Here is a 26095-nt window from a genome sequence, read left to right as displayed (position 1 = left end):
TGTTGAAACTCTATCTATCGTTGAATAGGAGGACGTTTCATGAGCACAGCCTATCAAGAGGACATCAGCAGTAACGTACTGCGCCGCATGAAAGAAAGCGGTTTTGATTTTGCACGTATACATCCCATTGAGTTCTACGCCGTTTTCCCGGATGAGGAACGGGCAAGGCAGGCCGCGGATCAATACCGTGGTGAATCGCTGAATACTCAAATCAACGTTCGAGACGACGGTGCCTGGCATTTGCAATTGAGCAAGGTGATGCACGCGACCTACGACGGCATCGGTGATTTCGAACAGGATTTCCAGACCGCAATCACGCCGCTTGACGGTGAGGTCGAGGGTTGGGGAGTCAGGCAGGAGATCAGGCGCTTACACGCATGAGTTTTACCGTGACAGCTTGAATGACCGGCCGATTTCGGGGCGTGTGCCCGGGAGTTGGCCGGTTTTTAGTTTGCAGGCTCTAAACGCAAGATTGAGTATGAGTTGTTTCTGACGGTCGTTGTCGCTGGACGACATGCAAAAAAAAGAGCCACTCAGTGAGTGGCTCAAAGGGAAGTTCGGTGAGAAGTCGGTGCTGGTAGCGCTGCCGTGTTTTTCGACAACGACTTGAAACGGGGCATACAAATACGCTGTGTTTCGGATGTCGTTGATTATCGGGAAACAATATCGTCTCGTGAAATCAACTCTGGCTATGCTGTTCATAGCTTTTGCAGTTGAAATACGCTTCCGAATGAAGCGTAGGAGAATTGGTTGGGGAGCTTATTGCACAGGAATGGTGCGGGTGGCTTTCTGATTTTATGTAACCAATTGATATTTAAGCGTTTATGCCGATGGCACGGGCCTTGCGAAGGCCCTTGGTGTCCGTGGTGACAAGGAGTACGGCATGATCCGCACCTTTTATGATGAGATGTACGATGCTGGCGGTCTGGTCCGCCCGCATTATCGGGAATTTGCCCGCTGGTTGGGTGAAACGCCCCCTGAGCTTCTGGCTCAGCGCAGGCGTGAGGCCGACTTATTGTTTCATCGCGCCGGGATCACTTTCACGCTCTATGGTGACGAGCAAGGCACCGAGCGCCTGATTCCTTTCGACACGATTCCGCGCAGCATTCCTGCCAGTGAGTGGCGGGTTGTTGAAAAGGGCTGTATTCAGCGCGTCAAAGCACTGAACATGTTCCTCGCTGACCTCTATCACGAACAGCGCATTATCAAGGCCGGGGTCATTCCTGCCGAGCAAGTGCTGGCCAACGAGCAATATCAGTTGGCGATGCAGGGGCTGAATCTGCACCGCGACCTTTATTCGCACATTTCCGGCGTGGATCTGGTTCGTGACGGCGACGGCACCTATTACGTGCTGGAAGACAACCTGCGCACTCCGAGCGGCGTGAGTTACATGCTCGAAGACCGCAAGATGATGATGCGTCTGTTCCCCGAGCTGTTTGCAGCGCAGCGTATCGCGCCGATCGATCATTATCCGAATCTGCTCCTCGACACGCTGAAGAGTTCCAGCCCGCTGGACAATCCGAGTGTGGTGGTACTCACTCCAGGTCGCTTTAATAGTGCTTTTTTCGAGCATGCGTTTCTTGCCCGGGAAATGGGAGTGGAGCTGGTTGAAGGGGCAGATCTGTTCGTTCGCGACGATCGTGTGTTCATGCGCACCACCGACGGGCCTAAGGCAGTCGATGTTATCTACCGTCGTCTAGACGACGCATTCCTCGATCCATTGGCGTTCAACCCTGATTCGATGCTGGGTGTGCCAGGCCTGCTGTCTGCTTATCGCTCGGGCAATGTGGTGTTGGCAAATGCCATCGGTACCGGTGTCGCGGACGACAAGTCGGTCTACCCGTATGTGACGGACATGATCCGTTTCTATCTGGATGAAGAACCGATTCTGCAGAACGTGCCGACCTGGCAGTGCCGTAAACCTTCTGACTTGTCTCATGTGCTGGCCAACCTCCCGGAACTGGTCGTCAAGGAAACCCAGGGATCGGGTGGCTATGGCATGTTGGTCGGGCCTGCCGCGACTGCTGCGGAAATCGAGTCGTTCCGCGCCCGTATCAAAGCCAAGCCGCACGCGTACATCGCGCAACCGACGTTGTGCCTGTCGACCTGTCCGACGTTTGTCGAGAACGGCATTGCACCTCGCCACATCGATTTGCGCCCGTTTGTCCTTTCTGGTCGTGAAACCCGCGTCGTACCCGGCGGGCTCACCCGAGTCGCGCTGCGTGAAGGCTCGCTGGTGGTGAACTCGTCTCAAGGTGGCGGAACAAAAGACACCTGGGTGGTCGAGGATTAAGGATGCCTGCCAATGCTAAGTAGAACTGCCTCGGATTTATATTGGATGTCGCGTTATCTGGAGCGAGCGGAAAACCTCGCCCGGATGCTGGACGTCAGTTATTCGCTGTCTTTGATGCCTCAGGACGGGCGTGGTGACGGTCTTGATGAGCTGGCCATGCCGCTGCTGATCACCGGCACGCTGGATCACTATCTGGAACGTCACGGCGAGTTGCATGCTGAACGATTGCTGCATTTCTTCGCACTTGATGCGAGCAACCCGGCCAGTATCTACAGTTGCCTGGGCGCTGCGCGGGCGAGTGCTCATGCGGTACGAGGGCGAATTACTGCGGACATGTGGGAAAACATCAACGCCACATGGCTGGAAATTCGCGGTATCGCCGAACAAGGCCTGACCCGTTATGGCATGAGCCGGTTTTGCGAGTGGGTCAAAGAGCGCTCACACCTGTTTCGCGGTGCTACTTACGGCACGATCATGCGCCATGACGCGTTCCGTTTTATTCGTCTCGGGACCTTTATCGAGCGTGCGGACAACACCATGCGCATGCTCGATGCCCGCTACGAAATGCTCGAACTTCGTGGCAATGACACCAATGCAGTGGCCGACAGTTCGGCTCACGGTTATTACCAGTGGAGCGCTTTGCTGCGGGCGCTGTCGTCTTTTGAGGCGTATACCGAGTTGTATCGCGATGCGCCAGGTGCAAGGCAGGTCGCAGAGTTGCTGTTGCTGCGCCCTGATGTTCCTCGTTCACTGAGTGCCTGTCTGGAAGAGCTGGACCAGATCCTCGCCAGTCTGCCTGGCGCCAACGGCCGCCCGGCGCAACGATTGGCCGCGGAGCTGGATGCACGTCTGCGTTATACCGGGATCGACGAAATCCTGGATGAGGGACTGCACAAGTGGTTGAACGAATTCATTCCTTTGCTGGCCCAATTGGGTAACGCAATCCACACTTCTTACCTGGAGGCTGCATGAGACTCTCAATTAGCCACGAGACCACCTATCACTACGAGGATCAGGTCCGCGCGAGCATCCAGTATCTACGCCTTACGCCCCACGACAGCGAGCGCCAGCAGGTGCTCAGTTGGCAACTGACGCTGCCACGTCCGGTGCGCGCGCAGATCGATCCGTTCGGTAATATCCTGCATGTGTTGAGCATGGATGAGCCGCACGAAGCGATAATCATCGGTGCACGCGGTCAGGTTGAAATCGATGAGAAGCGTGAAGCTGAACATGAAAGTCAGTCGCCTTTGCCATTTCTGCGTTTTACACGCCTGACCGAGCCAGACGAAGCGATTCGCGCCTTTGCCGCTCAGCAATGCAAAACCCGCAAAGACCGCACGGCGCTGATTGATCTGATGCATGCATTGAATCAGCACATCACCTATACGCCGGGCTCCACCGAGGTGGACACGAGCGCTGCGCAGGCGTTTGCCGCAAGGTCGGGCGTTTGTCAGGACCATAGCCACGCATTTCTGGCCTGCGCTCGCAGCCTGGGGATTCCGTCACGTTATGTCTCGGGTTATCTGTACAGCGAAGATAGCGAGCATCTGGCCAGCCATGCCTGGGCTGAGGCATGGATCGATGATGCCTGGTACAGCTTCGACGTCACCAACCAACTGGCCATTCCGGAGCGCCACTTGAAACTCGCGGTCGGCCTCGATTATCTGGACGCTTGCCCGGTTCGTGGCATGCGTCGCGGTGGCGGCTGTGAGCAGATGCATGCGAAGGTGCTGGTATCGCCAATGGCGGGCGCACCCAAAGTCATGATGCAGGCGCAGCATCAGTGATTGCCAGGGGCGCCATCAGCCATTGATGCCGAGGCGCCATTCCTGAACCACCGCATCAAGCCCTCTCGGCAACAAGTTACCTCCTACCCGACACCGCGCTGAACCGGTAGGAGCGAACTTGTTCGCGAGGCTTCCAGACCCGCGCTGCGCTTACCGTTATTCTTTCGCTTTGCGCCGTGCCGCCATATGCTCCAGATAGGCAATGACCTGATCCAGTTCGGTATCCGGCAGCACTTCTTTTGGAATGGAGGGCATCTTGCCTTGCGGCCATTCACGAAGGCTCTGCGGGTCGCGAATGTATTGGCGCAGGTATCCTTCGCTGAAATACTCAGTGGGGCTGTGAGGCAGGTTCAGATCAGGGCCCAATTGTGAGTCCCCGGCTGCATTCAAACGATGGCAGGCCAGACAATTTTTCTGGAACAACGCGAAACCCTTGTTCACCGGATTGTCAGCCGCCAGCTTAGGGTCGGGCAGTAACGCGGGAAAGCGTTCGCTGACGGACGCCAGTACGCGCAGGATACTCATTGCATACGGCCATTCTTCGCGGCCAATTCCATCGGCCTGAGGATCCGTCCACACCAGATAAAACGGGCCGGCGCTCTGCGTACCGTTGCTGAGGGGCGGCCATGGATGAGCCGGGTCTTCAATGGCTAGCCAGGCTTTTGACCCTTTGGGCTGCATGACCGGCGCTGCTGGTATCTCCGCCGCAAAGCCGTCGGTTGCAACGGCCTGCAGGTGATCCTGCGGCGTGACCCCTTCAAGCAACGCCGCGAGCGGTATGGCGCGATAGCTCATCGCACGCTTGTAGGCGACGTCCTCATCAATCTTGATGGTCTGAATCTGCGGGTGCGAGAGCAACTGACTGGTCTGCCAGATGTTGACTTGATCTTCTCGTTCAATCTTCAGCTGTGCGGCTTTTAGGGAGCATTGAGGGGCTAGTGTCAGAATCAGCACGGCCAGGGAAAGGATAAAACGCAAATCATCACTCCGCAGGATCGTCGCTGATATCGTAAAGGGCGTTGTGCAGCTCTTCGTAGTTACCACCGTTGATAACGCTGTAGTACCCGGCCCTGTTCAGCTTGTCCTGAGCCTTGCTGGCTTTTTCGTTACTGCTGCTGAACACGACGAACACGACGTTGCGGTCGTTGAGCACCTGCTTCATCTGATTGACCAGGCGCCGTTCTTCAACGCGCACGGCATTGAGCACTGTCCCTGCGTCGTAATCAGTCTGGCTACGCACATCGACGGCCAGTTTCCCTTCTTTCAGCGCTGCGACCGCCACTGCCTGTTCGACTTCGCCTGCTGCGGCACTGCCGCAGAAAGCCACCAATATCAGCGCCAACCCTTTATTCATCGTGACTGCCTCCTTCCCTTGAGAGGAAAGATTGGCACAGATGCGCGTCGTCCGGTAGGGCGCTGACATGATCAAAACCTGAGTGCCACGAGGGCCTCATCCAAACAGGCGACTCAGGTTTGGCAAGATCAACAACAGGGTAGTGGCGAAGACAATGAGTCCGGCCTGACGTACTTTGGAATGCTTGAACATGGCTGTCCGCCTTTTTTTGTTATTCCTGAGCGACAAAAGCTCGCCGAATTCTTAATGAATGTCCGGGCAGCTGGCAAAGGTGATTCATTGAGCAACTGGTTCGGCGAAGCCGCCGACAAACCAAGCGCTACCTGTATTTCTTATCGCGCTACTGTTGCTACAAAATTAACCTTAGAGTCCAAGAGCACTGCTGTTTAGAACTATTTCCTATTTAGATATCACTGTAGCGAATTAATGGTTATAGAAAAGTCTGCGTTCCGGCGGATGCTCCCTTACTAGACGCTTCCAACAACGTCCGCTGTGCCTCAGGTCCCGGCAACCGTTCGTCAGTGTCGGAATTTTCCTACGCTGGTCTTTGTGCTCTCGATTGAATCCCTGTCACTTGCGGCTAATGTGTCTTCAAACGACTCACCCATAACAATAAAGTGATCGAGGACTTCATGAGCGAAGCATTGATTTTCGATGCGGTACGCACGCCGCGTGGCAAGGGCAAGGCAGACGGCGCGTTACACAGCGTTAAACCGGTGAACCTGATGGCCGGGCTTCTCAAAGCCCTGCAAACGCGCAATGACCTGGACACCGCCGAAGTCGATGACATTGTTCTGGGGTGCGTCACACCAGTAGGTGATCAGGGTGCGGATATCGCCAAGACCGCTGCCATGGTCGCCGACTGGGATGTCAGCGTGGCGGGAGTGCAGGTCAATCGCTTTTGCGCGTCCGGGCTTGAGGCGGTCAATCTGGGGGCCATGAAGATTCGCTCCGGTTTCGAAGAGCTGGTGGTGGTCGGCGGTGTCGAGTCCATGTCTCGCGTGGCCATGGGCAGTGACGGTGGTGCCTGGGTACTGGATCCGCAAACCAACATGCACTGTCACTTCACGCCTCAGGGCATCGGCGCTGACTTGATCGCTACGCTTGAGGGATTTTCCCGCGCTGATGTAGATGCTTTTGCGCTCGACTCACAACACAAGGCAGCCCGGGCGCGACAGTCAGGAGCCTTTCGCAAATCACTGATTGCGGTTCGTGACCAGAATGGCTGTTTGCTGCTGGATCACGACGAATTCATTCGTGCCGACTCGACACTGGAAGGTCTGGGCAAGCTTAAACCGAGCTTTGAGATGATCGGGCAAATGGGCTTCGATGCCACCGCGCTTCGGGTCTACAGCCATGTGGAGCGTATCCGGCACGTGCATACGCCGGGCAACAGCTCCGGCATTGTCGATGGCGCGGCTGCGATGCTTATCGGTTCAGACGTCAAGGGCAGGGCGCTTGGACTGCGGGCCCGCGGTCGAATCGTCACCACCGCCGTCACCGGCACCGACCCTACCATCATGCTCACCGGGCCAGCACCTGCCACGCGCAAAGCGCTGAGCAAAGCCGGGCTGACAGTTCAGGACATCGACCTGTTCGAGGTCAACGAAGCTTTTGCTTCGGTCGTGCTCAAGTTCATCAAGGACCTGGACGTCGATCCGCTCAAGGTCAATGTCAACGGCGGCGCTATTGCCATGGGTCATCCTTTGGGCGCCACCGGCTGCATGATCCTCGGCACTTTGCTCGACGAACTGGAAGAGCGTCAGTTGCGCTACGGCCTGGCGACCTTGTGTGTGGGCGGCGGCATGGGTATCGCCACCATCATCGAGCGCTACTGAGTCCTTTCCCGCATAGCAGAGAACATTTTCATGACTGAAGCCATTAAGTATGAAAAAGGTCAGGACCAGATTGTCGTCCTGACCATTGATATGCCCGGGCAAAGCGCCAATACCATGAACGCGGTTTATCGCGACGCGATGGCCGCAACGATTGTCAGGCTGCAGGCAGACAGGCACGCCATGGCAGGGGTCATTATCACCTCGGCCAAGCAGACTTTTTTTGCCGGCGCAGACCTCGATGAACTGGTACAGGTTGGCAAAGACCGTGCGCATTGGTTTCACGACATTGTGCAGACGCTCAAAGCTCAGCTTCGTAGCTTGGAAACCTTGGGTAAGCCAGTGGTTGCGGCAATTAAAGGAACCGCACTGGGCGGTGGCTGGGAGATCTGCCTGGCGTGTCAGCATCGTATTCTGCTGGATGAGCCTCATGCTCAAGTCGGCTTGCCGGAGGTCACGCTCGGCTTGCTGCCGGGCGGCGGCGGGATCGTGCGCACGGTGCGCATGCTTGGTCTGGAAAAAGCGTTGCCTTATCTGCTCGAAGGCAAAAAACTCAACGCTCGGCAGGCGCTGGCGGCCGGTCTGGTGGACGACATCGCACGTGATCGCGATGAATTGCTGAGTAAGGCGCGCGCCTGGATTCTGGCCAATCCTGACGCACAGCAACCCTGGGACAGACCGGGTTATGAGCTACCAGGTGGCACACCCTCACATCCCAGGGGTGCGCAGATGTTAGCCATTGCACCATCGATCCTGCGCAGTAAAACCCAAGGTTGCTTTCCCGCTCCGGAAAAAATCCTTTGCGCTGCCGTCGAAGGGGCTCAGGTGGACTTTGACACCGCCCAGTTGATCGAGACGCGCTACTTCACAGAACTGGTGACCGGACAGGTTGCCAAGAACATGATCGGCACTTTCTGGTTTCAGCTGAATGAAATCAAAGCAGGCGGATCCCGACCGCACAATCTGCCTGTGGTCGTCACCCGCAAAGTCGGGGTGCTGGGCGCAGGCATGATGGGCGCTGGTATCGCTTACGTCAGTGCCTGTGCAGGTATTGACGTGGTGCTTAAAGACATCAATCTTGCGGCTGCGCAAAAAGGCCGCGAGCACTGCGCTCGCCTGTTGGCGAAACAGGTGACCAGCGACCGGATGAGCGCCGGGAAAAGTGAGGCTATTCTGGCAAGGATTCACTGCGCCGAGCACGATGCCGAGCTGGCGGGCTGTGATTTGGTCATCGAAGCGGTGTTTGAAGACCGTGCGCTCAAGGCCAGAGTCAGCGCTGCGGCCGAGCAGTTCGCGATGAAGGATGCCGTCATCGCCTCAAACACCTCGACCTTGCCAATCACCGGTCTGGCAACCGCCGTGACCGAGCCTGAGCGTTTCATCGGCCTGCATTTCTTCAGCCCGGTAGACAAGATGCAACTGGTTGAAATCATCAAGGGCGCGCGGACCAGTGAGGCGACGCTTGCCAGGGCTTTCGACTTCGTTCAACAGATCAAGAAGATCCCCATTGTCGTGAACGACAGCCGTGGTTTCTTCACTTCAAGGGTGTTCGCGACCTTCACCCATGAAGGTATTGCCATGCTCGGCGAGGGTGTTCCAGCGCCCATGATCGAGACCGAAGCGCGCAAGGCCGGTATGCCGGTAGGGCCTTTGGCTGTTGCTGATGAGGTGTCGTTGAGTCTCATGGCTCACATCCGCGAACAGACCCGCAAGGATCTCCAAGCCGAGGGCAAGGTGGTCAAGGAACATCCGGCCACGGCGATACTTGAGCTGATGGTCAATGAGCACAGGCGCCTTGGCAAAGCGGCTGGGGCAGGGTTTTATGATTACCCGCAAGACCAGCCCAGGCATCTCTGGCCAGGGCTGTTAACGCGCTTCGAAAAAACCGGTTTGCGGTTAGCTTCACAGGATGTGCAGGATCGACTGTTGTTCATTCAGGCGATTGAAACCGTGCGCTGTCTGGAAGAGGGCGTCTTGTTATCCGTGCCAGACGCCAATGTGGGGTCGATATTTGGCATTGGCTTTGCCGGTTGGACAGGGGGGACGTTGCAGTTCATCAACCAGTACGGCCTGCCGAAGTTCATCGCCCGCGCTGAGTACCTTGCCGAGCGCTATGGCGAGCGGTTCGAACCGCCTTCGCTGTTATTACACAAGGCTCTCAAAGGGGAACGGTTTTAAAAACGACGCTGATACAGCGGCGGTTCAGGTAATCGTGCACAGACCTTTGAAAGGGCTCTTGCCTTGGCATGCCCGTTCAAGGCAGGCTTGAGCGGTGCACTATTGCCTTTACCGCTTCAGGTACTTTCTATGTCGCTACGCATCTGCATTCTGGAAACCGACGTCCTGCGTCCCGAGTTGGTTGATCAATACCAGGGATACGGACGGATGTTCGAACGGCTTTTCGCGCGCCAGCCCATTGCCGCCGAGTTCGAGGTCTATAACGTGATGCAGGGCGTCTATCCACCAGAGGGCGAGCGTTTTGATGCGTATCTGGTGACGGGCAGCAAAGCTGACTCTTTCGGGACCGATCCGTGGATTCAAACCCTGAAAGTCTATCTGCTCGAGTTGTACCAGCGTGGCGACAAGCTGCTCGGTATTTGCTTCGGACACCAGTTGCTGGCACTGCTACTGGGCGGCAAGAGTGAGCGGGCGAGCAAAGGCTGGGGCGTGGGTATTCATCACTACACACTGGCGCCTGCCACTGCATGGATGACACCGGGCATGGAGAAGCTGACCTTGCTGATCAGTCATCAGGATCAGGTCACCGCCTTGCCGGAGAACGCTACAGTGATTGCTTCCAGCGAGTTCTGCCCGTTCGCGGCTTATCACATCAATGATCAAGTGCTGTGCTTTCAAGGGCACCCGGAGTTCATCCACGATTACTCACGGACGTTGTTGGACATCCGCCAGGAGTGCCTGGGTGAAACGGTGTACCGGACGGGTGTCGCCAGTCTCGATCATGACCATCATGGTCTGACCGTGGCCGAGTGGATGATGCGGTTCGTGCAGCATAAAGCTGCGGTTTGAGGTATCCCTGACAGCACTTCGTAGGACCGGCTTCAGCCGGGAAGGCGGTGTTTTTAATCGTACAGATGTAGCGGCTGTACGGGCCTCTTCCCGGCTAAAGCCGGTTCCACATGAAGTCCGGGATCCTCAAAGCCATCCCGAGCGTTTGAAGCTGGCAAACAATCCCCCACACACGGTCACGATGGTGCCAAGCACCACGTAGTAACCGTAGTGCCATGTCAGCTCGGGCATGTTTTCGAAGTTCATTCCGTAGATACCTGCAATTGCGGTTGGCACCGCCAGAATCGCTGCGTAAGCGGCAAACTTGCGCTGCACTATGCTTTGCCGTGACGACTCCAGCAACAGGCCGATCTCAATGGTCTGGCTGGCAATGTCGCGCAGGTTGCCCAGGTCTTCCATCTGCCGCTTGACGTGAATTTCCACATCGCGGAAATAGGGCCGCATGTTCTTGTCGATGAAAGGAAAGTTGAGCTTCTGCAGTTCTTCGCCGACTTCCACCATGGGGGCCACGTAACGCCTCAGTCGCAGCAGGTCTCGGCGCAGGCTGTGAATACGCTGGATGTCGCTCTCTTTCAACGCCCCGTTGAGTACGCTGTGCTCAAGTTCTTCCAGCTCGCAATGGATGGCTTCGGTGACGGGCTGATAGTTTTCAGTGACGAAATCCAGCAAGGCGTAGAGCACGAAGTCTTCGCCATGCTCAAGCAGCAATGGCCGTGCTTCACAACGTTGGCGCACCAGCCCGTAGGACTTGGAGTGGCCATTGCGCGAGGTGATGATGTAACCCTTGCCAGCGAAAATGTGAGTCTCGATGAACTCAAGTCTTCCGTTCTCCCTGACGGGTGCATAGGTGACGATGAACAGCGCATCACCAAAGGTTTCCAGCTTGGGGCGGCTGTGAACCTCAAGAGCGTCCTCAAGGGCCAGTTCATGCAGGTTGAATTGCTCCTTGAGGCTGGCCAGTTCTGTCGCGCTGGGTTGTTCCAGACCTATCCAGACAAAGTGGCCGGGCTTTGCAGCCCAGGCTGCGCCTTCTTCCAGGCTGATATTGCAGACTTTCTTGCCTGCGCTGTACACCGCAGCGGCAACGACTCGACCCATTTGTTTTTGCATCCTGAGAATGGCGGGGATGCCCGGGCAGCGGGCTAACGATTAAGAGTCGGTAAAGCCTGCGGAGTTCGCGGGCTTGAGTGCGCCCGCGTTGACGGGCGACCTGATCTCAGCTCAGAGCGTGATGCTGGTCCGCTTCGATAGCTGCATCCAGCGTTTCCAGCAACGCTTTGCGCACTTTCAGCTTGGTGTGCTTGTGGGCGCTCATGTTGATCTTTTTCAGTTGCAGCGCCACCGTGCGTGCAGCTTCAGGCAGTTCTTCAACGCTGACCAGTTTGTCGAGAAAGCCCGCGTTTACGGCACCGGCAGGATCAAACATTTCGCCGTTGATGACCGAGCGATGGAAGGCTGATTTGCGCAGGCGATCCCGTGCCAGCTCGATGCCGACGTGGTGCATGGTCATGCCGATCTGCACTTCATTCAGGCCAATACTGAACGGCCCTTCGACGCCAATTCGATAATCCGCGGACAGCAACAGGAAGGCACCCTTGGCAACGGCATGACCTGGGCAGGCGATCACAATAGGAAAGGGGTGTGCGAGCATGCGACGGGCCAGTGTCGAGCCCTCCTTGACCAGGCCGATGGCCGCTTCAGCACTGGATGTCATGACTTTCAGGTCATAGCCACCGGAAAGAATCCCGGGCTGGCCGGTGATGATCACCACCGCGCGGTCTTTTTCCGCCTGATCGAGCGCGCTGTTGAAAGCGGCCACTACCGCAGGAGAAATGGCGTTGACCTTGCCATTGCTCAGGGTCAGGGTGGCAATACCGTCTTCCAGTTGGTAAGAGATCAAATCACTCATGGCAATGTTCCTTGTTATTGACGTGAGCAGACGTTACCCACCCCGAAGGGGCAGGTAAAGCAATGACTACCGAGTCAGTTTTGTTCTGATCGCCACGGGCCTATGGCCGCTCATTGAATAGGTGAACGGCCACTGAATAGCGCAACCTTGCCCACCACTTCAATGCTCACCTGAGCGAAGTGCTGTTCAAGGGCGCTGCGTAGACCAGCCACGCTATCGCTGCGGTTACCGAAAATCCCTTTCTTGTTGTAGATGTCCATCAGCTTGCGGCCAAAACCATTGTGCTCAGCAGCATCCCCGAGAATTGTCGCGCCAAACAACACGCCGTTGTCCTTCAGGCAGGGTTTGAGGCTGGCGAAGACCTGAGCCTTGTCGACCATGTTGCCTGGCAGGCAATGCAAAAGATAAAACAGCGAAATAGAGTCGTAGCGACCATGCTGCGAGGTATCCAGCGGCTTGAACACATCGTGCTGCAGGATTTGCGTGTCAGTGCGGCCGAAGCGGTCTTTGGCTGCCTGAAGGCTGCTGGGGTTCAGGTCCAGTAGCGTGACATGGGTGGTATCCGGCAGGTGGGCATTGGCCAGGTAATAGCCGGTGCCGACGCCGACATCCAGATGGCGCGCGCCCACATGTCGGTCGAAGAATGGCTGCAACACTTGCCGGGTAGGGCAGTGCCAGGCAAAACGGTTCGAGATACCCAGCACCCAGGCGTCGTACAGTTTCAGCGTGAGAGGAGAGTAAACGGCGGCCCCGGCTTCGGACGAAGTACTCATGCGTGCCTCACTCCTGAATGTCGTTCAACTCGCAGTATTCAGTCCATTCCATGCCCAGAGCCTCAGCAACCTGCTGATGGGTGTTGTGACGTATTTCCTTGAGTTGTTCTGGCGTTTCAGCGATCAACTGCGCCGCCAGCTCCCAAGGCTCAATGCCCTGAGCCTCTGCCTCGTCCTCAAAGGCCCACTTGATCTGATCCTGCTGATCCTTGGCGCTGAGGTTCTGGATTTCGTCGCGCAGGAGCGGATTGGTCTCCAGGTACTTGGCCTGAGTGACGTCGTTCCATTCGAGCAGATTCATTAGGTTCTCCGGCAGGTGTGCAGCGAAATCGATCATCTCCGGCGGCTAATGCGCCGGAGCGACAGGAAGCGCGATTGTGCTTGATTGAGGGGGGCGCTGCCAGTGCCGCCGGGCTTTTGGTGTTCAAGAGTGTTCAGGCTCTCAATCCGCCATCGCCATCCGCAGTGCCACTGCTGTTTCCAGCAGCTTATGCGCCTGAAGCGCCACGCAGGCGGATAACCCTTCGTCGCCAGCCTCCTTGAGCATGACGACCAGATCCAGCAATTTGCCGACTTCTGTTTCGATCGTGCGAATGGATTCTGAGACTTGATATCGGGGTGAGTGGGCCATTAATTTCTATCTCCGCCAAGCAGGCCTCGAATATAGAGCAATGCCCTATAGGAAATCACCCTGGCCAGCATCAGCATTACCCTTGAACCTGCATCCCTGAATTGCACGCACCTGAGCGCAGGTGGGTATTTTGCTTAACCGCATGAAAATTCTGAAAAAACCTTTGCGTTCGTAAAAGCTTTCGACTACATTAGCGCGCCTCGACAGACCAACGGTGTGACGAGATACGGTGAAGTGTCCGAGTGGCTTAAGGAGCACGCCTGGAAAGTGTGTATACAAGAAATTGTATCGAGAGTTCGAATCTCTCCTTCACCGCCAAATTCGCTACAAACGAAACCCCTGACTTCCTTGAGAAATCAGGGGTTTTTCGTTTCTGGCTTTCCTGAAGCCTCTCAGCAGACGCTGAGTAAATACAGGGCTCAAGCCTGCATCAAGCGCCAAACCCGCCATCAATTGTCAGGCTTGCCCCGGTGATGTAACCCGCTTCAGGGCCTGCGAGGTACGCGACGAAACTGGCGATCTCTTCGGCATGGCCGTAACGGCCTACCGCCATCAACGGAATCAGGGATTCAGCGAAATCACCGCTTGCCGGGTTCATGTCAGTGTCTACGGGGCCGGGCTGGACGTTGTTGATGGTGATGCCGCGAGGGCCGAGGTCCCTTGCCAGGCCTTTGGTCAGGCCGACGAGGGCGGATTTGCTCATGGCGTACACGCCGCCGCCCGCGAAGGGCATGCGATCGGCGTTGGTGCTACCGATGTTGATGATGCGACCGCCGTCACCCATATGCTTCGCTGCGGCTTGTGAGGCAATGAACACGCTGCGCACATTGATATCCAGCGTACGGTCAAAATCTTCCAGGCTGAACTCTTCCAGTGGGCCAATCGCGAGCACGCCTGCATTGTTGACCAGAATGTCGACCCGACCGAATTTTTCAACGGTGAGCGCGACTGCGTTGCGAATGGCGTCGGCATCTGCGCTGTCGGCTTTGATGGCCAGGGCCTTGCCACCGCTTGCGGTGATGCTGTCCTGCAGTTCCTGCGCCTTGGTTTCTGAACTGACATAAGTAAAGGCCACTGCGGCGCCTTCATCGGCCAGACGTTTTACGATGGCCGCGCCGATGCCGCGTGAGCCACCCTGGACCAGGGCCACTTTAGTGCTGAGAGGGGTGTGCTGAGTCATGTGATTCTCCTGAGCAATTGCGAGTGAGTGAATGGCGAGCAGTATCAGGCGCAGATTGCATGCTGAGTAGACGGTAATTGCGATAGTCTGAGTAAACCAAAAGTTTAGAATCCGACTCATGGATAACTTCAGCAGCATCGAATGCTTTGTGCGTAGCGCCGAAGTCGGCAGCTTTGCCGAAGCAGCCCGGCGTCTGAGCCTTACGCCCGCAGCAGTGGGCAAAAGTGTCGCCAAACTTGAGGCGCGGTTGGGCGTACGCCTGTTCCAGCGTAGTACCCGCAGCCTGACACTGACAGAAGCCGGACACCGTTTTCTGGCGGAGGTTGGCGCTAGCTTCATCACCATTCAAAATGCCGTTGCCAATCTGGCGAGCTCGGAAGGGCAGCCAGCCGGTACGCTCAAAGTAAGCATGGGCACTGTATTCGGGCGGCTTTACATCATGCCGCTGCTGGCCGGGTTTCTGCATCGTTACCCGGCAATCACACCGGATTGGCATTTTGATAATCGACAGGTCGATCTGATCGCCCAAGGATTTGATGCGGCCATTGGCGGCGGTTTCGACCTGCCTCAAGGCGTCGTAGCCCGCAAGCTGGCACCTGCGCATCGAATCCTGGTAGCGTCACCGGGTTATCTGGCTGAACAGCCACGCATTGAGCACCCGGAAGACCTGCAGGCACACCCGGGGATTCTGATCCGCTCGCCCCAGACCGGCCGGATCCGTTCCTGGCCCTTGACCAGTCGCGAGCATGAGTACAGCCCTCTGAGCTTGAAGCCGCGCATGACCATGAGTGACTCGGAAGCGGCATGCTCTGCCGCCGAGCAAGGCCTGGGCATTGCTTTGGTGAGCATGCCATTCGCCGTGCCTTATTTGCGTAGCGGACAGCTAAGCCGCGTGTTACCGGACTGGTATGTCGATGACGGCAATATTTCTCTCTATTACAGTGAGCACAAATTGCTGCCGGGCAAGACTCGGGCATTTGTCGATTTTGTGCTTGAGCAGTTTGCCAGTCAGGGACTGGCCAGAACATTCAGTGCGGTATAACCCTTCTCAATGGAATCGTTTCAACATGGATATTCAGGCCAACGCGGCATTACTGATCATCGACATGCAACAAGGCATCCAGCATCCAAAACTGGGGCGGCGCAACAATGCTCATGCAGATGAGCAGATGCTCAAATTGCTGCAAGCCTGGCGGAGAACGCAGCGGCCGGTCATTCATGTCAGGCATTTTTCCCGTGAGCCCGAGTCGGTGTTCTGGCCGCAGCAGTCCGGCGTTGACTATCAGCCGGCTTTTTTGCCGATGGAAGGCGAGCGCGAATTGCGCAAAGAGGTGCCGGATGCGTTTTGCAATTCGCCGCTAGAAGAATGGTTGAAAAGCGAAGCCATCACTCAGTTGATCATAGTGGGCGTCGTGACCAATAACTCGGTCGAGTCCAGTGCGCGATCGGGCGGCAACCTCGGCTTTGAGGTGATAGTGCCTCATGACGGATGTTTTACCTTCGACAAACCTGACTTCTTCGGTACCCCGCGCAGTGCGGAAGATGTACATGCTATGTCTCTGGGCAATCTGCATGGAGAGTATGCGACGGTAATGGCCACCGAAGAGCTATTGAGCAGACTCTGATCAAGGATTTTGCAGGAACACCACGTAACCTTTGAACCACGGATTGGTTTGCAGACTGGCTGGCGCTTGCCATTCGCCGCCCTGTATCAAGCCTATCTTGAACGGCAGGCCTAGTCGAGCCATACGGGGCAGGTAAGCGTCGTAGTCGGGAATGCTGTGGCGGCCCTGATAGGTTTGCACCACCACCTCATCGATCACGCCTTTGAGTTCGCCGATAACGGCGGTATCTGCATGGCTGCTCCAGTCCAGCAAGCCGGTGATACTCAGGCGATAGTCTGCAGGCAGGCGTTTGCGCAAATCGCGCAGAAACGTCACGTATTCATCGAGGTAGCGGGTACGTGCATCAAAGTCGATCTGGACACCGACCACCCGGCTGCCTGTATCACGCCAGCGTTTGATTTGACCCAGCAGCTGTTTATAAACCGGTTCAGGCCAGCGCAAGGTGTGAGCGCGATAGACGATCCAGATTTCGCGCTGAGGCAGTTGTGCCACGGCCATGCCTTGAGCGACGAAGTTGACCCTGCGGTGCTGTTCGCTGCGCGAGCTGCTGACCTGCCCCTGCAAGAGGTAAAGGGTTTTCGCCTGGGCCAGCACCGGCTGTGCGGCAACGCCTCCCCACAGCCAAAATGCATCGTGCTCTTCGGCGTTCACCGCCGCACTGGCTGAACCCGTTTGCAGCAGGCTAAGCAACATCAGCCAGGTTCGTAGCGAGATTAACAATGGGTTACCAGTAATACTGCAGCGACTTGCTCCAGGGTGTATCGGCAAATTCACTTTTGAGTTTTTTGAACCATACCTGGCGCTCTGCGGGTACCACGGCTTTACCGCCGCAGCCGTTGTTGCCTGACGGGGCATAACAGTTGATGGCGCGATACAGTGCGTAGGCTTTGTCTTCGTGGCCTGCTTTCGGATTGACGATCACCGCCTGATAGGCCGTGTGCCGGGCGAATACTCTTTTCACGTAACCAGGCGGTGTGCCGCCAAGTACTTCCGGGTTGCGCTTCTCGTCCAGCGGCATGCCGTCCAGGTGATTGCTCCGGATGAATTCGCCCATGCAGTTCAAACCTCGAGGGCTGATTGCATCTTTGGCCAGTACGGCTGCTATTTCAGCAATGCCAGGGCAGGCGTAGCCGGCGTCAGCTTCGTTGCCTTTCCAGTGAAACAGACTCAGCGACGGGCCTTGGTTGTGTACATAGCCGAGGCTGTAGCCGAGTTTCTCTGGCGACGGAGCATCCGGCAGCCGCTTGAGGTCATCGCCAAACCTGGCGAACTGACTGCGCATCAAGTCTTTGTAAAGCAGTACGAATAACGCAGTATTGCGCTCTGTTTCGCTGGCGCCTTGTGTCGTCTGCTGGATCAAGAGGTCCGCATCGGCGGTCTTGCTTAGCAGGATATAGCGCAACTTTGCCGCTTTGATGGGCGAGTCTGCGGCAAACACTTTGGCCATCTGTTCGTCTCGCTCGTAACTCATGGCCAGTGCCAGTTGCAGTTGTTCGTTTTGCAACGGCAATTTGGCTAATGGCAACAACTGCAGCCATAACGTTTGTGCCTGCTTCCAGTCCTGACTGGCTTCCAGAGCCAGCCCTCGCAGCATTTGCTGGCTGAACGCCAGATAGCCAAGTGTGTCTGGTATCTCCGTTGGCAGCAGTTTCAACGCGCTGTCGGGATCATTTTCGACGTACAGCGCAAAAGCTGCCTGCAGATAAGTAAAGAGTTGCGGATGCCCGGCAAAGGTATCCTTCTGCGCCAGCAGAGCGGCTTTGGTCAGCGCGTTGCTGCTTCCTTCGCGCATCCACATCAGATCGTTGACAGCGGCAATGATCGGCGAATTGACAGGCGCCTTGTTCGCAGTGATCAGCTTCAGGTCGGATTCGCGGATCAGCGCTTCATCTGCCGGGCCTGCCGACTGACTGTCTTCCCCCAAAAGATGTGCTTCATAATCGGCGGCGAGCTGATTGTTATCCTGAGTCAGCCAGTGCACCCGACGCAGCAAGCCGCGAGCGGTGTTGGAGTAGGTGCCGTACGGGTAGTTGTCGACGTAGTTCTTGAAGGCACTTTCGGCGCGTCTGGCTGCGCCCAGATCTACGCGATCGGGCTTGAGTTCGCCGTATTCAAAAGCTTTTTCCTGAGCCAGGTTCAGCTCGGTACGGCCAATCATGTAGAGCGCTGTATCCTTCAGCCACTCCTGAGGATTGTCGGCCAGCAGGGTAAAACCTTTGCTCGCTTCGATGAAGCGCCCGCTATAGAAGTCGGCTGCAGCCTGCAGGTAGTTCACGAATGACTTGCCCGCAGCTGACTGGATATTACCCGGCAGCAGGCTGGTCAACTGCTCGGGTTCCCAGCCACAGGCGGAGAGCATTTGCATTCGGCTGGTTGCCAGTGCCGCACGCTCGGCCGGAGCAAGCTGTGGGGTATTGATCAATGTCTGGATGAAATGCGTGGCGGTTGTTTCGTTGTTGCTGCGGCAGCGGCTACCTTCTCCGTCGAGTAATGTATCGCCAGCCACTTGTGCAGGCTCGCGCTTGACGCCCAATGTGGCCAACATCTCATTGAGGCCAAGCGTATCAGAGCTTTCTGACGTTTTTTCTTCGTTTTTCTCCGCTGCTGACTGTAAACGGTAATGCGCAAACGGCACCTCGCCGTATCCTTCCGCCAGGTCATCTTCGGTCAGGGCTGCCGGAGTCAATCCGTGGTCTTTGGCATTGGCGAGCAACAGCCGCAAGTTCACCGAACTGTCGTTACCGGGGCTGAGGAAAGACAGGTTGCTGCATACGTCCAGATGTTCTTTGAGCAGTGACCATGTCGGGTAGCAGGAATCATCGGAACTGGCATGGGCCTGTGAGCCGATGGTTGCACTCAGGGCAATGGCCAGAGCAGTGAACAAGCGGGTATGCATGGAGCGTCCTTGATATCTGAAGGCTCTGAAGGCGAGCGCAGGCGATGATACCTTGCGTCACCATAACGTCCACAAGTCTCTACAGCATCCGTTTGAGCGTATTGTCCTTGCGCACAGCGTGATGCCAGATTGCGGCAACGACATGCAAGCCAATCACGTAATAAAAAATCGACCCCAGCAGCTTGTGCAGGTCTTCCAGAGACTCCGCGAAACGTTCGGACAGAGGGAAGGGTGAAGGGATCAATATTTGTGTCAGCGGTATGGGTAACGAGCCCTTTTCTATCAATACGGTAAACAGCCCCAATAGTGGTTGGGCCAACAGAAATGCATAAAGCAGATAGTGGGAGAGGGTGGCCGCTTGCCGCAAAAAACCTTCAAGGGGCGGAGTGATGTCCGGGGGCGTATGGCGACGTCGCTCTGCAATGCGAAATATAGCCATGATCAACACGACAATGCCGACCCAGAAATGGCTTTGCACAACCAGTGCACGCAGTTCCGAACCCCGTGAAAACTGCGTACGGCTCAGAATAAGGGCGTAGGCCAGCACAATCAAAACCGCCATGACCCAGTGAAGCCAGCGAGCCCTGTAGCTGTAGCGTGCTCCGGATGTTGTGTTCACGGTGCTTTCCTTGGTTGATTTTTTGGGGGAGCGGGCCGTCGATATTGCTCGCGTTGGAGCCGCCTCTACAGGAACCGTCAGGGTTGCCGCTTGCCTTTCTGACTATCCGATACTCTCTTTTGCTTAATCTCAACAAATAATCCGTGACCTGTGCAATGACGCTTTTTTGACTGCCTTGCATCTGCTTTGTCAAAAGCAATCCCCATGCCTGAAGTGTGCGTTGCGCAAAAGCGGAATGAGGTCTTTTTGAGCGCATTAGAAGAAGTCGAACGCTTGAATTAAACAGTCGAATTAGATGTTTGCTTTAAAAGAGCGTGCGGTTATATCCAATGATGATGGTAAATGCTGCCTATCTATTTGACAGCTTTTTCGATTGGATCCATCTTGTCGTGGAACAGATCTGCTTGTGAGCGCGGTTGACGAGTGGGCTTGTAATGTAGCGGGCGTCTTACACCTGAGAGCAGTCAGGGGGACAAGCCTTGAATGGTTGTGGGGCGTTTAATAAATAAAGGGGGCCGGGTTAATGGCAGGCCGGCAAATTTAAAAGCGGATTGGTTCTTTCGTAGGTGGCCTTCTTAGAGGTGAGTCGTTGAAGCCTGTTGGTTGTCTTTTAGAGTGCGTCATCAAAGGTACAGAAGGATATCGTCACTGAGCCAGGCGCTCTATTGAGCCCCCGCCAAGGCGACGTGCAGCGCGCTGCGAGGGAGAAATGTCAATGGAGCGTAAAAGGTTAATGCTAGTGGGTGGAGGCGATCTTTGCCTGCAAATTCTGAAAATGCTGGTGCCCCGTGATGGTTTTATTTTTTACGTCGCCGGTCGCGATATTGAAAAAATAACCCGGAGTTGTAATTTTTTACGCTTGGGTTGTTTGCAGATGGGAGGAGGGACTTGCACTGTTTATCCTGTGGCGATGGACCTTGCGGAAGGCAACATTGAGGAAAACGCCGGTATCATTCATCGTATTCGTCCTGATGTTATTTTTAACAGTGCTTCCTTGCAGTCGTGGCGAGTGATCACGCAACTATCCTCTGTGCACTATCAGGCGTTGGACCGTGCCCGTTTTGGCCCTTGGTTGCCTATGCACCTAGCCCCTGCCTATGAACTCATGCGGGCCATCAAGCATTCAGGCTTAAAAGTGTTCACGGTCAATGCGGCATTCCCCGACGCCGTCAATGTTGTACTCGACAAAGTCGGCATGGCCCCCGACACCGGAATTGGCGGTGTGGCTAATCTGGTTCCTGCCATTCGACTTTCAATCGCCCGGTTAGCCCTGCGTACTCCCGAGAACGTTCAGGTCAGGCTGGTTGCGCAGCAAGGTTTTTGTCATCAGGTCGCCCGAGCGGGATTGCCGCCGGATGCGCAGTATCGACTCACCTACTGGGTGGACAACCGGGAATGTACTGGAGAGTTTGATGATGAGGTTATTTTCAAGGCGGTGTGCACACACTTTCGCAGTCTGGGTGGGGTAGACATTAATTTCTTTAACGCAATCTCTGCTATTCGGCTGCTCGAGAGTTTGCATGCTGAACATGAAATCATCACCCATGCCCCAAGCCCAAATGGGCTGCCGGGCGGGTATCCGGTTCGGGTGGGCATGGGGCAGGTTATGTTGGCGCTCCCTTATGGGGTGTCGCGTGGCGACGCCATTGCGGTCAATCAGGCGGGCCAGCGCCAGGACGGGATTCGCGCGATAGGTGCTGACGGCAGTGTCAGCTTCGAGTCTGAGAATATGGAAATCATCGAGTCACTGCTGGGGTTCGCTGTCTCGCACATGAAACTTCATGATGTTCACCAGTGCGCGGCAGAGCTCGGCCGTAAATATAACGACTTCGCAAGCGCTGTCAGTGATGGGCGGATAAGCCGCTAGATCGGTATTGAACCTGTGCCAGTGCCAGGCTTCATATGATTTGAACATTCATGCTTGAGCACGGACATGGACCCCCGGCCAGGAGTTGCCCGGAGGTCTGAACTGTTCAAGCGACGCGCATTGCACTGGGCTTTTCATCATGAGCGACATCCGCATTGGCATCTCTGGCTGGCGTTACGTCCCGTGGCGAGGTGACTTCTATCCGAAAGGGCTGACGCAAAAAAACGAGCTGAAATTCGCTTCCAGAGCGGTCAACAGTATCGAGATAAACGGATCTTTCTATGCCCTGCAGTCGCCTGACCTTTATGCGCGCTGGTATGCCGATACGCCTGATGATTTTGTGTTCAGCATCAAGGCGCCCCGCTTTATTACCCATGTGCGACGGCTGAATGACGTGGAAAAGCCCATCGCGAATTTCTTCGCGTCGGGCATTTTTCAGCTCAAAAACAAACTGGGTCCGATTCTCTGGCAGTTTCCGCCCAGCTTCAAATTCGATGCCGAGATATTCGAACACTTCCTGACGCTGCTGCCTCATGACATGAAAGAGGCCAGGCGCTGCGCGGCAGCCTGTGATGAAAAAATGCACAAACCTGGTTATCTGGACATTCCCAAGACGGGTCATCTGCGTCATGCCGTAGAAATTCGTCATGAAAGTTTCAGGGTCCCCGAGTTCATTACGTTGTTGCGCAAATACAACGTTGCGCTGGTGACGGCTGATACGGCGGGGAAGTGGCCGTATATCGAAGACCTGACCAGTGATTTTGTGTACCTGCGGCTGCACGGTGACAAGAAGCTCTATGCCAGTGGTTATAGCGACGCGGCTATTAAACACTGGGGTGAGCGTATCGATGCCTGGCGCCACGGCTCACAACCTGCCGACGCTCATCTGGTGATGGCCAAAAGCGGTCCCGCACGCAAATCCCGGGATATTTATTGTTACTTCGATAACGACATCAAAGTCCGGGCGCCCTATGACGCACGTCAGTTGCTTGAGCGCTTCGGCCTGGCCCAAGAACTGGAAGTCGCGCCGGGCGATCTGAAAGGAGTTGAGTTTTGACCAGTGCCACAACGCCTGTTGGCGTGCGAACAGCAACCTCTGCAAACGTTTCCCTGAACGTATTGACCATGAATATGCACATGGGATTTGGCTTTCTTAATCGTCGATTCATTTTGCCCGAGCTACGCGATGCCGTTCGTACGGTGTCCGCCGACGTGGTGTTTTTGCAAGAGGTGCATGGTGAACATCAAAACCATGCGCAGCGTGTTAAAGACTGGCCGACCACCTCCCAGTACGAGTTTCTGGCAGACAGCATGTGGACCGACTTCGCCTATGGACGCAATGCGGTTTATCCCCATGGCCACCATGGCAATGCATTGCTGTCCAAGTACCCGATCAGCTACCACGAGAACCTCGATATATCGATTCATGGCACTGAAGAGCGAGGCTTACTGCATTGCGTACTGGAGGTTCCCCATCACGGCCAGGTGCATGCTATCTGCGTTCATCTGGGCTTGCGGGAACATCATCGTCTGCAGCAGCTCAAACTGCTTGCCGGGTTGTTGGAACGGTTGCCTGAGGGGGAAGCAGTGATCGTTGCTGGTGACTTCAATGATTGGCGGCAACGCGCAGACGCGGTACTGGAGGGCACAGGCCTGCACGAAGTTTTTGTCCAGCGCTTTGGTGTCCCCGCCAAGAGCTTCCCTGCACGCTGGCCGTTACTTCGACTGGACCGTATTTACGTGCGCAACGCGACGAGCAATCGACCCAAAGTATTGTCCAATCGTCCGTGGTCTCACCTTTCAGATCATGCACCGCTGGCTGTGGAGGTAACGTTATGAGTGACCAGGCGAATAACCGTGGGCAGTGGCAAGACGGCAATTCGGTTGAGTTGCTGATCAATGGCGAAGACTACTTCAGCCGGGTTTTTGAGTGTATTCGGGCCGCCCGCAAAGAAGTGCTGCTTGAAACTTTCATCATCTTCGAAGACCGCGTTGGTGAAGCACTGCAACAGGCCCTGATCCAGGCAGCGAGTAATGGCGCGCACGTCGTGGTGACGGTCGACGACTACGGCACCTCAGATCTGAGTAAATCGTTCGTCAGCCGCATGCTGGCTGCGGGTGTTCATATCCAGCTGTTTGATCCACGGCCACGTCTAATGGGCATGCGCACCAACCTGTTCAGGCGCCTGCACCGCAAAGTAGTGGTTGTCGATGGTGAGTTGGCCTTCATTGGTGGTATCAACTACAGCGTCGACCATATGAGTGACACCGGTCTGACCGCCAAGCAGGATTATGCGGTGCTGGTGCGCGGCCCTATTGTTGCCGATATACATCACTCGGCCTTGCGCTTACTCAGCGAAGCGGTGCGAGCCAAAGTACCTGCCTTGAAGGTGGCAACCCAGCACGCGGGCAGTGCGAGAATGCTGCTGTGCGAACGCGACAATGAAGAACACACCACAGATATTGAAGAGCAGTATTTGCAGGCGATTCGCAACGCGACCCAGCGGATCACCATCGCCAATGCCTACTTTTTCCCCAGTTATCGCTTCCTGCGTGAGCTGCGTAATGCGGCGCGGCGGGGCGTCAAGGTCACGCTGATTCTGCAAGGCCAGCCAGACATGCCTTTTGTGCGGGTCTGCTCACGCCTCACCTACACCTATCTCCTGCGTGACGGGGTGAAAATCCACGAATACACCCAGCGCGCCCTGCACGGCAAAGTCGCGCTGATCGACCGTGAGTGGTCAACCGTGGGCTCAAGCAACCTTGACCCGTTAAGTCTCGCGTTGAATCTTGAGGTGAACCTGTTCATCCGCGATCAGCATCTCAATCAGCATCTGCATGAGCATTTGACGGGGCTGGCCGCCGCTCACAGTAAAGAGATGAGCCTGAAGGGCGCTGCACGGGGTCAATGGTGGCGTACGCCAATGATCTTCCTGAGCTTTCACTTCTTGCGCCATTTTCCGGCTATTGCCGGTCTGTTCCCGGCCCATGGCATGCGTCTCAAGCCGCTTCGGACAGCCGATGTGATCCCTGAAGCCAGCGTCATTGAAAACGAACAGAGCAGCGTTGCGCAGCAGCTGAAGTCCAGTTTGCAGTCGGATCAGGAGAAGTCGCTATGAGCAAGGCTTATGAAGCGTCTTCCGAGCAGCCAGCGGATCAGTCGCCAGACAAGCATGGCAACAAGTGGAAGTGGGCCAAGCGCGCTTTCAATCTGTTCTTCTTCATCGCTGTGCCGGTGTTGTTGTTTCTGCTGGTCAAGAACCTCGATTGGCAGGAAGTGAAGCAGGCGTTGCAGTCCTACAAGCTAAGCACCCTGGCGCTGGGCGTAGTGATTGCACTGTGTAGCTACCTGACGTATTGCTGTTTCGATGTGTTGGCGCGGTTTTATACCGGGCACAAGCTGGCGATCAAACAGATCGTACCGGTGGCTTTTGTCTGTTATGCGTTCAACCTGAACCTTAGTTCGTGGGTCGGCGGTATTGCGTTGCGCTATCGCCTGTATTCCCGGCTAGGGCTGGATGTGCCGACTATTACTCGTGTGTTGAGTCTGAGCCTGATTACTAACTGGCTCGGCTACATGATTCTGGCGGGTGGCGTTTTTGCCATGGGCTTTCTGGAGTTGCCCAAGGACTGGGCGGTAGGTTCCGGGACCCTGCGTTTGATTGGTTTTGCACTGCTGGTAGTGGCGGGGGCTTATTTGCTGGCCTGCCGGTTTTCCAAACGGCGCTCCTGGACCATCCGCAAGCAGGAAATCAATCTTCCTTCGCTCAAGCAGGCACTGTTGCAAGCGAGTCTGGGGGCGTTGAACTGGTCGCTGATGGCGTTGGTTATTTATACGCTGTTGCCGGAGAAGGCTTTTTATCCGGCGATTCTTGGGGTGTTGTTGATCAGCAGCATCGCCGGTGTGATCACGCATATCCCGGCGGGCCTTGGGGTGCTGGAGACGGTGTTTATTACCTTGTTGCAGCATGAGTTTTCCAAAGGCACGTTGCTGGCGGCGTTGATCGGTTATCGGGCGATTTACTTTCTGCTGCCGCTGACGATTGCTGTGGTGGTTTATCTGGTGCTGGAGAAGCGGAGCAAGAAGATGGGGGAGAGGAATCAGGCTGAAGGTGGGGCTTGATTTGTGTGCATATCCGTTGGTGTGTACATATCCGTTTTTTAGGTAACGGCTTCTATTGGTTGCGCCCTTAGGGCGCCTCACTTTTGGTTCCGGAAGCCGGCCCAGCCAAAAGTAACCAAAACGCTCTTGCCCCACCACTAGGTGCCTCGCCTAGGCTCGGCATACCCGTAATCCGA

General features: G+C 55.9%; 25 protein-coding genes and 1 tRNA gene. 15 read left to right on the top strand and 11 right to left on the bottom strand.

From position 1 onward, the window contains the following. Positions 1 to 39 precede the first annotated feature (39 nt). The 4 genes from AUC61_RS21135 to AUC61_RS21120 all read left to right on the top strand — a co-directional run bounded on the left by AUC61_RS21135 (position 40) and on the right by AUC61_RS21120 (position 4080). Positions 40 to 381, top strand: coding sequence for a ribonuclease E inhibitor RraB (locus AUC61_RS21135; RefSeq protein ID WP_243248092.1), 342 nt, complete (start codon positions 40 to 42; stop codon positions 379 to 381). Positions 382 to 883: 502 nt separating this feature from the next. Continuing rightward, complete coding sequence (locus AUC61_RS21130; protein WP_243248091.1) at positions 884 to 2293, top strand: circularly permuted type 2 ATP-grasp protein; 1410 nt, start codon at positions 884 to 886, stop codon at positions 2291 to 2293. Positions 2294 to 2305: 12 nt separating this feature from the next. Next, positions 2306 to 3265 carry an alpha-E domain-containing protein gene (locus tag AUC61_RS21125; RefSeq protein WP_243248090.1) on the top strand — a complete coding sequence of 320 codons (960 nt, stop codon included), beginning with the start codon at positions 2306 to 2308 and terminating at the stop codon, positions 3263 to 3265. Beyond that, the gene (locus tag AUC61_RS21120; RefSeq protein ID WP_243248089.1) at positions 3262 to 4080 is read left to right on the top strand and encodes a transglutaminase family protein; all 819 of its coding nucleotides are present in this window, start codon (positions 3262 to 3264) and stop codon (positions 4078 to 4080) included. Before AUC61_RS21125 ends, AUC61_RS21120 begins: the two co-directional genes overlap by 4 nt. Positions 4081 to 4236: 156 nt before the next feature. On the opposite strand, the gene AUC61_RS21115 is transcribed toward AUC61_RS21120, so the two are convergent. Both AUC61_RS21115 and AUC61_RS21110 read right to left on the bottom strand, forming a co-directional pair. After that, positions 4237 to 5058 (bottom strand): cytochrome c, encoded by an 822-nt coding sequence (locus AUC61_RS21115; protein WP_243248088.1) that lies wholly within the window; start codon positions 5056 to 5058, stop codon positions 4237 to 4239. Positions 5059 to 5062: 4 nt separating this feature from the next. Continuing rightward, complete coding sequence (locus AUC61_RS21110; protein ID WP_243248087.1) at positions 5063 to 5434, bottom strand: rhodanese-like domain-containing protein; 372 nt, start codon at positions 5432 to 5434, stop codon at positions 5063 to 5065. A 632-nt stretch (positions 5435 to 6066) separates the two neighbouring features. On the opposite strand from AUC61_RS21110, the gene AUC61_RS21105 reads away from it, so the two are divergent. The 3 genes from AUC61_RS21105 (at position 6067) to AUC61_RS21095 (ending at position 10296) form a co-directional block, all read left to right on the top strand. Continuing rightward, positions 6067 to 7272 carry an acetyl-CoA C-acetyltransferase gene (locus tag AUC61_RS21105; RefSeq protein WP_243248086.1) on the top strand — a complete coding sequence of 402 codons (1206 nt, stop codon included), beginning with the start codon at positions 6067 to 6069 and terminating at the stop codon, positions 7270 to 7272. A 30-nt stretch (positions 7273 to 7302) separates the two neighbouring features. Further along, on the top strand, positions 7303 to 9447 hold the full coding sequence (locus tag AUC61_RS21100) for a 3-hydroxyacyl-CoA dehydrogenase NAD-binding domain-containing protein (RefSeq protein WP_243248085.1): 2145 nt from the start codon (positions 7303 to 7305) through the stop codon (positions 9445 to 9447). Positions 9448 to 9576: 129 nt separating this feature from the next. After that, a complete protein-coding gene (locus AUC61_RS21095) occupies positions 9577 to 10296 on the top strand; it encodes an amidotransferase (protein ID WP_243248084.1) in 720 nt (239 codons plus the stop codon). A 126-nt stretch (positions 10297 to 10422) separates the two neighbouring features. Here the strand turns inward: AUC61_RS21095 and AUC61_RS21090 are convergent, their stop codons facing one another. The 5 genes from AUC61_RS21090 to AUC61_RS21070 all read right to left on the bottom strand — a co-directional run bounded on the left by AUC61_RS21090 (position 10423) and on the right by AUC61_RS21070 (position 13609). Further along, positions 10423 to 11394: a magnesium and cobalt transport protein CorA gene (locus AUC61_RS21090; protein WP_243248083.1), complete on the bottom strand. Its 972-nt coding sequence runs from the start codon at positions 11392 to 11394 to the stop codon at positions 10423 to 10425. A 118-nt stretch (positions 11395 to 11512) separates the two neighbouring features. Continuing rightward, on the bottom strand, positions 11513 to 12205 hold the full coding sequence (locus AUC61_RS21085) for a crotonase/enoyl-CoA hydratase family protein (RefSeq protein ID WP_243248082.1): 693 nt from the start codon (positions 12203 to 12205) through the stop codon (positions 11513 to 11515). Positions 12206 to 12315: 110 nt separating this feature from the next. Continuing rightward, positions 12316 to 12978, bottom strand: a complete 663-nt coding sequence (locus AUC61_RS21080; protein ID WP_243248081.1) for a class I SAM-dependent methyltransferase — start codon at positions 12976 to 12978, stop codon at positions 12316 to 12318. 7 nt (positions 12979 to 12985) lie between these two features. After that, positions 12986 to 13279, bottom strand: coding sequence for a DUF6388 family protein (locus tag AUC61_RS21075; RefSeq protein WP_243248080.1), 294 nt, complete (start codon positions 13277 to 13279; stop codon positions 12986 to 12988). Positions 13280 to 13420: 141 nt separating this feature from the next. Continuing rightward, positions 13421 to 13609, bottom strand: coding sequence for a hypothetical protein (locus tag AUC61_RS21070; protein WP_243248079.1), 189 nt, complete (start codon positions 13607 to 13609; stop codon positions 13421 to 13423). A 228-nt stretch (positions 13610 to 13837) separates the two neighbouring features. Here AUC61_RS21070 and AUC61_RS21065 point away from each other — a divergent pair. Next, positions 13838 to 13927, top strand: a tRNA-Ser gene (locus tag AUC61_RS21065). Positions 13928 to 14039: 112 nt separating this feature from the next. Here the strand turns inward: AUC61_RS21065 and AUC61_RS21060 are convergent. Further along, positions 14040 to 14789, bottom strand: a complete 750-nt coding sequence (locus AUC61_RS21060; protein WP_243248078.1) for a 3-oxoacyl-ACP reductase family protein — start codon at positions 14787 to 14789, stop codon at positions 14040 to 14042. 118 nt (positions 14790 to 14907) lie between these two features. Between AUC61_RS21060 and AUC61_RS21055 the strand changes: the two genes are divergently transcribed. Further along, positions 14908 to 15831 (top strand): LysR family transcriptional regulator, encoded by a 924-nt coding sequence (locus tag AUC61_RS21055; RefSeq protein WP_243248077.1) that lies wholly within the window; start codon positions 14908 to 14910, stop codon positions 15829 to 15831. Between the two features lie 25 nt (positions 15832 to 15856). Continuing rightward, entirely contained in the window at positions 15857 to 16414 is a 558-nt protein-coding gene (locus tag AUC61_RS21050; RefSeq protein WP_243248076.1) for a cysteine hydrolase family protein, read from the top strand. On the opposite strand, the gene AUC61_RS21045 is transcribed toward AUC61_RS21050, so the two are convergent. The 3 genes from AUC61_RS21045 to AUC61_RS21035 all read right to left on the bottom strand — a co-directional run bounded on the left by AUC61_RS21045 (position 16415) and on the right by AUC61_RS21035 (position 19929). Beyond that, complete coding sequence (locus AUC61_RS21045) at positions 16415 to 17107, bottom strand: DUF3142 domain-containing protein (RefSeq protein ID WP_243248075.1); 693 nt, start codon at positions 17105 to 17107, stop codon at positions 16415 to 16417. A 31-nt stretch (positions 17108 to 17138) separates the two neighbouring features. Then, positions 17139 to 19310, bottom strand: coding sequence for a PA5441 family protein (locus AUC61_RS21040; protein ID WP_243248074.1), 2172 nt, complete (start codon positions 19308 to 19310; stop codon positions 17139 to 17141). Between the two features lie 79 nt (positions 19311 to 19389). Further along, on the bottom strand, positions 19390 to 19929 hold the full coding sequence (locus AUC61_RS21035) for a cytochrome b (RefSeq protein WP_243248073.1): 540 nt from the start codon (positions 19927 to 19929) through the stop codon (positions 19390 to 19392). Between the two features lie 715 nt (positions 19930 to 20644). Between AUC61_RS21035 and AUC61_RS21030 the strand changes: the two genes are divergently transcribed. From AUC61_RS21030 to AUC61_RS21010, 5 genes are all read left to right on the top strand, one after another. Then, positions 20645 to 21796, top strand: coding sequence for a hypothetical protein (locus AUC61_RS21030; RefSeq protein WP_243248072.1), 1152 nt, complete (start codon positions 20645 to 20647; stop codon positions 21794 to 21796). Positions 21797 to 21935: 139 nt separating this feature from the next. Continuing rightward, positions 21936 to 22853, top strand: coding sequence for a DUF72 domain-containing protein (locus AUC61_RS21025; RefSeq protein WP_243248071.1), 918 nt, complete (start codon positions 21936 to 21938; stop codon positions 22851 to 22853). After that, positions 22850 to 23635 (top strand): endonuclease/exonuclease/phosphatase family protein, encoded by a 786-nt coding sequence (locus AUC61_RS21020; protein ID WP_243248070.1) that lies wholly within the window; start codon positions 22850 to 22852, stop codon positions 23633 to 23635. Before AUC61_RS21025 ends, AUC61_RS21020 begins: the two co-directional genes overlap by 4 nt. Then, positions 23632 to 24915, top strand: a complete 1284-nt coding sequence (gene clsB / locus AUC61_RS21015; protein WP_243248069.1) for a cardiolipin synthase ClsB — start codon at positions 23632 to 23634, stop codon at positions 24913 to 24915. Before AUC61_RS21020 ends, clsB begins: the two co-directional genes overlap by 4 nt. Next, entirely contained in the window at positions 24912 to 25919 is a 1008-nt protein-coding gene (locus AUC61_RS21010) for a lysylphosphatidylglycerol synthase domain-containing protein (protein ID WP_243248068.1), read from the top strand. Before clsB ends, AUC61_RS21010 begins: the two co-directional genes overlap by 4 nt. The last annotated feature ends 176 nt before the right edge of the window (positions 25920 to 26095 follow it).

Source organism: Pseudomonas maioricensis, from assembly GCF_022790535.1.
Lineage (GTDB): Bacteria > Pseudomonadota > Gammaproteobacteria > Pseudomonadales > Pseudomonadaceae > Aquipseudomonas > Aquipseudomonas maioricensis.
Note: the sequence above shows the minus strand (reverse complement) of the source record. Positions and strands in the feature narration are given on the sequence as shown.

Bases quoted from the DNA above. Each gene is read 5' to 3' on its own strand.
- AUC61_RS21135 (WP_243248092.1), top strand. From the start codon at position 40: ATGAGCACAGCCTATCAAGAGGACATCAGCAGTAACGTACTGCGCCGC.
- AUC61_RS21130 (WP_243248091.1), top strand. From the start codon at position 884: ATGATCCGCACCTTTTATGATGAGATGTACGATGCTGGCGGTCTGGTC.
- AUC61_RS21125 (WP_243248090.1), top strand. From the start codon at position 2,306: ATGCTAAGTAGAACTGCCTCGGATTTATATTGGATGTCGCGTTATCTG.
- AUC61_RS21120 (WP_243248089.1), top strand. From the start codon at position 3,262: ATGAGACTCTCAATTAGCCACGAGACCACCTATCACTACGAGGATCAG.
- AUC61_RS21110 (WP_243248087.1), bottom strand. From the start codon at position 5,434: ATGAATAAAGGGTTGGCGCTGATATTGGTGGCTTTCTGCGGCAGTGCC.
- AUC61_RS21105 (WP_243248086.1), top strand. From the start codon at position 6,067: ATGAGCGAAGCATTGATTTTCGATGCGGTACGCACGCCGCGTGGCAAG.
- AUC61_RS21100 (WP_243248085.1), top strand. From the start codon at position 7,303: ATGACTGAAGCCATTAAGTATGAAAAAGGTCAGGACCAGATTGTCGTC.
- AUC61_RS21095 (WP_243248084.1), top strand. From the start codon at position 9,577: ATGTCGCTACGCATCTGCATTCTGGAAACCGACGTCCTGCGTCCCGAG.
- AUC61_RS21090 (WP_243248083.1), bottom strand. From the start codon at position 11,394: ATGGGTCGAGTCGTTGCCGCTGCGGTGTACAGCGCAGGCAAGAAAGTC.
- AUC61_RS21085 (WP_243248082.1), bottom strand. From the start codon at position 12,205: ATGAGTGATTTGATCTCTTACCAACTGGAAGACGGTATTGCCACCCTG.
- AUC61_RS21080 (WP_243248081.1), bottom strand. From the start codon at position 12,978: ATGAGTACTTCGTCCGAAGCCGGGGCCGCCGTTTACTCTCCTCTCACG.
- AUC61_RS21075 (WP_243248080.1), bottom strand. From the start codon at position 13,279: ATGAATCTGCTCGAATGGAACGACGTCACTCAGGCCAAGTACCTGGAG.
- AUC61_RS21070 (WP_243248079.1), bottom strand. From the start codon at position 13,609: ATGGCCCACTCACCCCGATATCAAGTCTCAGAATCCATTCGCACGATC.
- AUC61_RS21060 (WP_243248078.1), bottom strand. From the start codon at position 14,789: ATGACTCAGCACACCCCTCTCAGCACTAAAGTGGCCCTGGTCCAGGGT.
- AUC61_RS21055 (WP_243248077.1), top strand. From the start codon at position 14,908: ATGGATAACTTCAGCAGCATCGAATGCTTTGTGCGTAGCGCCGAAGTC.
- AUC61_RS21050 (WP_243248076.1), top strand. From the start codon at position 15,857: ATGGATATTCAGGCCAACGCGGCATTACTGATCATCGACATGCAACAA.
- AUC61_RS21045 (WP_243248075.1), bottom strand. From the start codon at position 17,107: ATGTTGCTTAGCCTGCTGCAAACGGGTTCAGCCAGTGCGGCGGTGAAC.
- AUC61_RS21040 (WP_243248074.1), bottom strand. From the start codon at position 19,310: ATGCATACCCGCTTGTTCACTGCTCTGGCCATTGCCCTGAGTGCAACC.
- AUC61_RS21030 (WP_243248072.1), top strand. From the start codon at position 20,645: ATGGAGCGTAAAAGGTTAATGCTAGTGGGTGGAGGCGATCTTTGCCTG.
- AUC61_RS21025 (WP_243248071.1), top strand. From the start codon at position 21,936: ATGAGCGACATCCGCATTGGCATCTCTGGCTGGCGTTACGTCCCGTGG.
- clsB (WP_243248069.1), top strand. From the start codon at position 23,632: ATGAGTGACCAGGCGAATAACCGTGGGCAGTGGCAAGACGGCAATTCG.
- AUC61_RS21010 (WP_243248068.1), top strand. From the start codon at position 24,912: ATGAGCAAGGCTTATGAAGCGTCTTCCGAGCAGCCAGCGGATCAGTCG.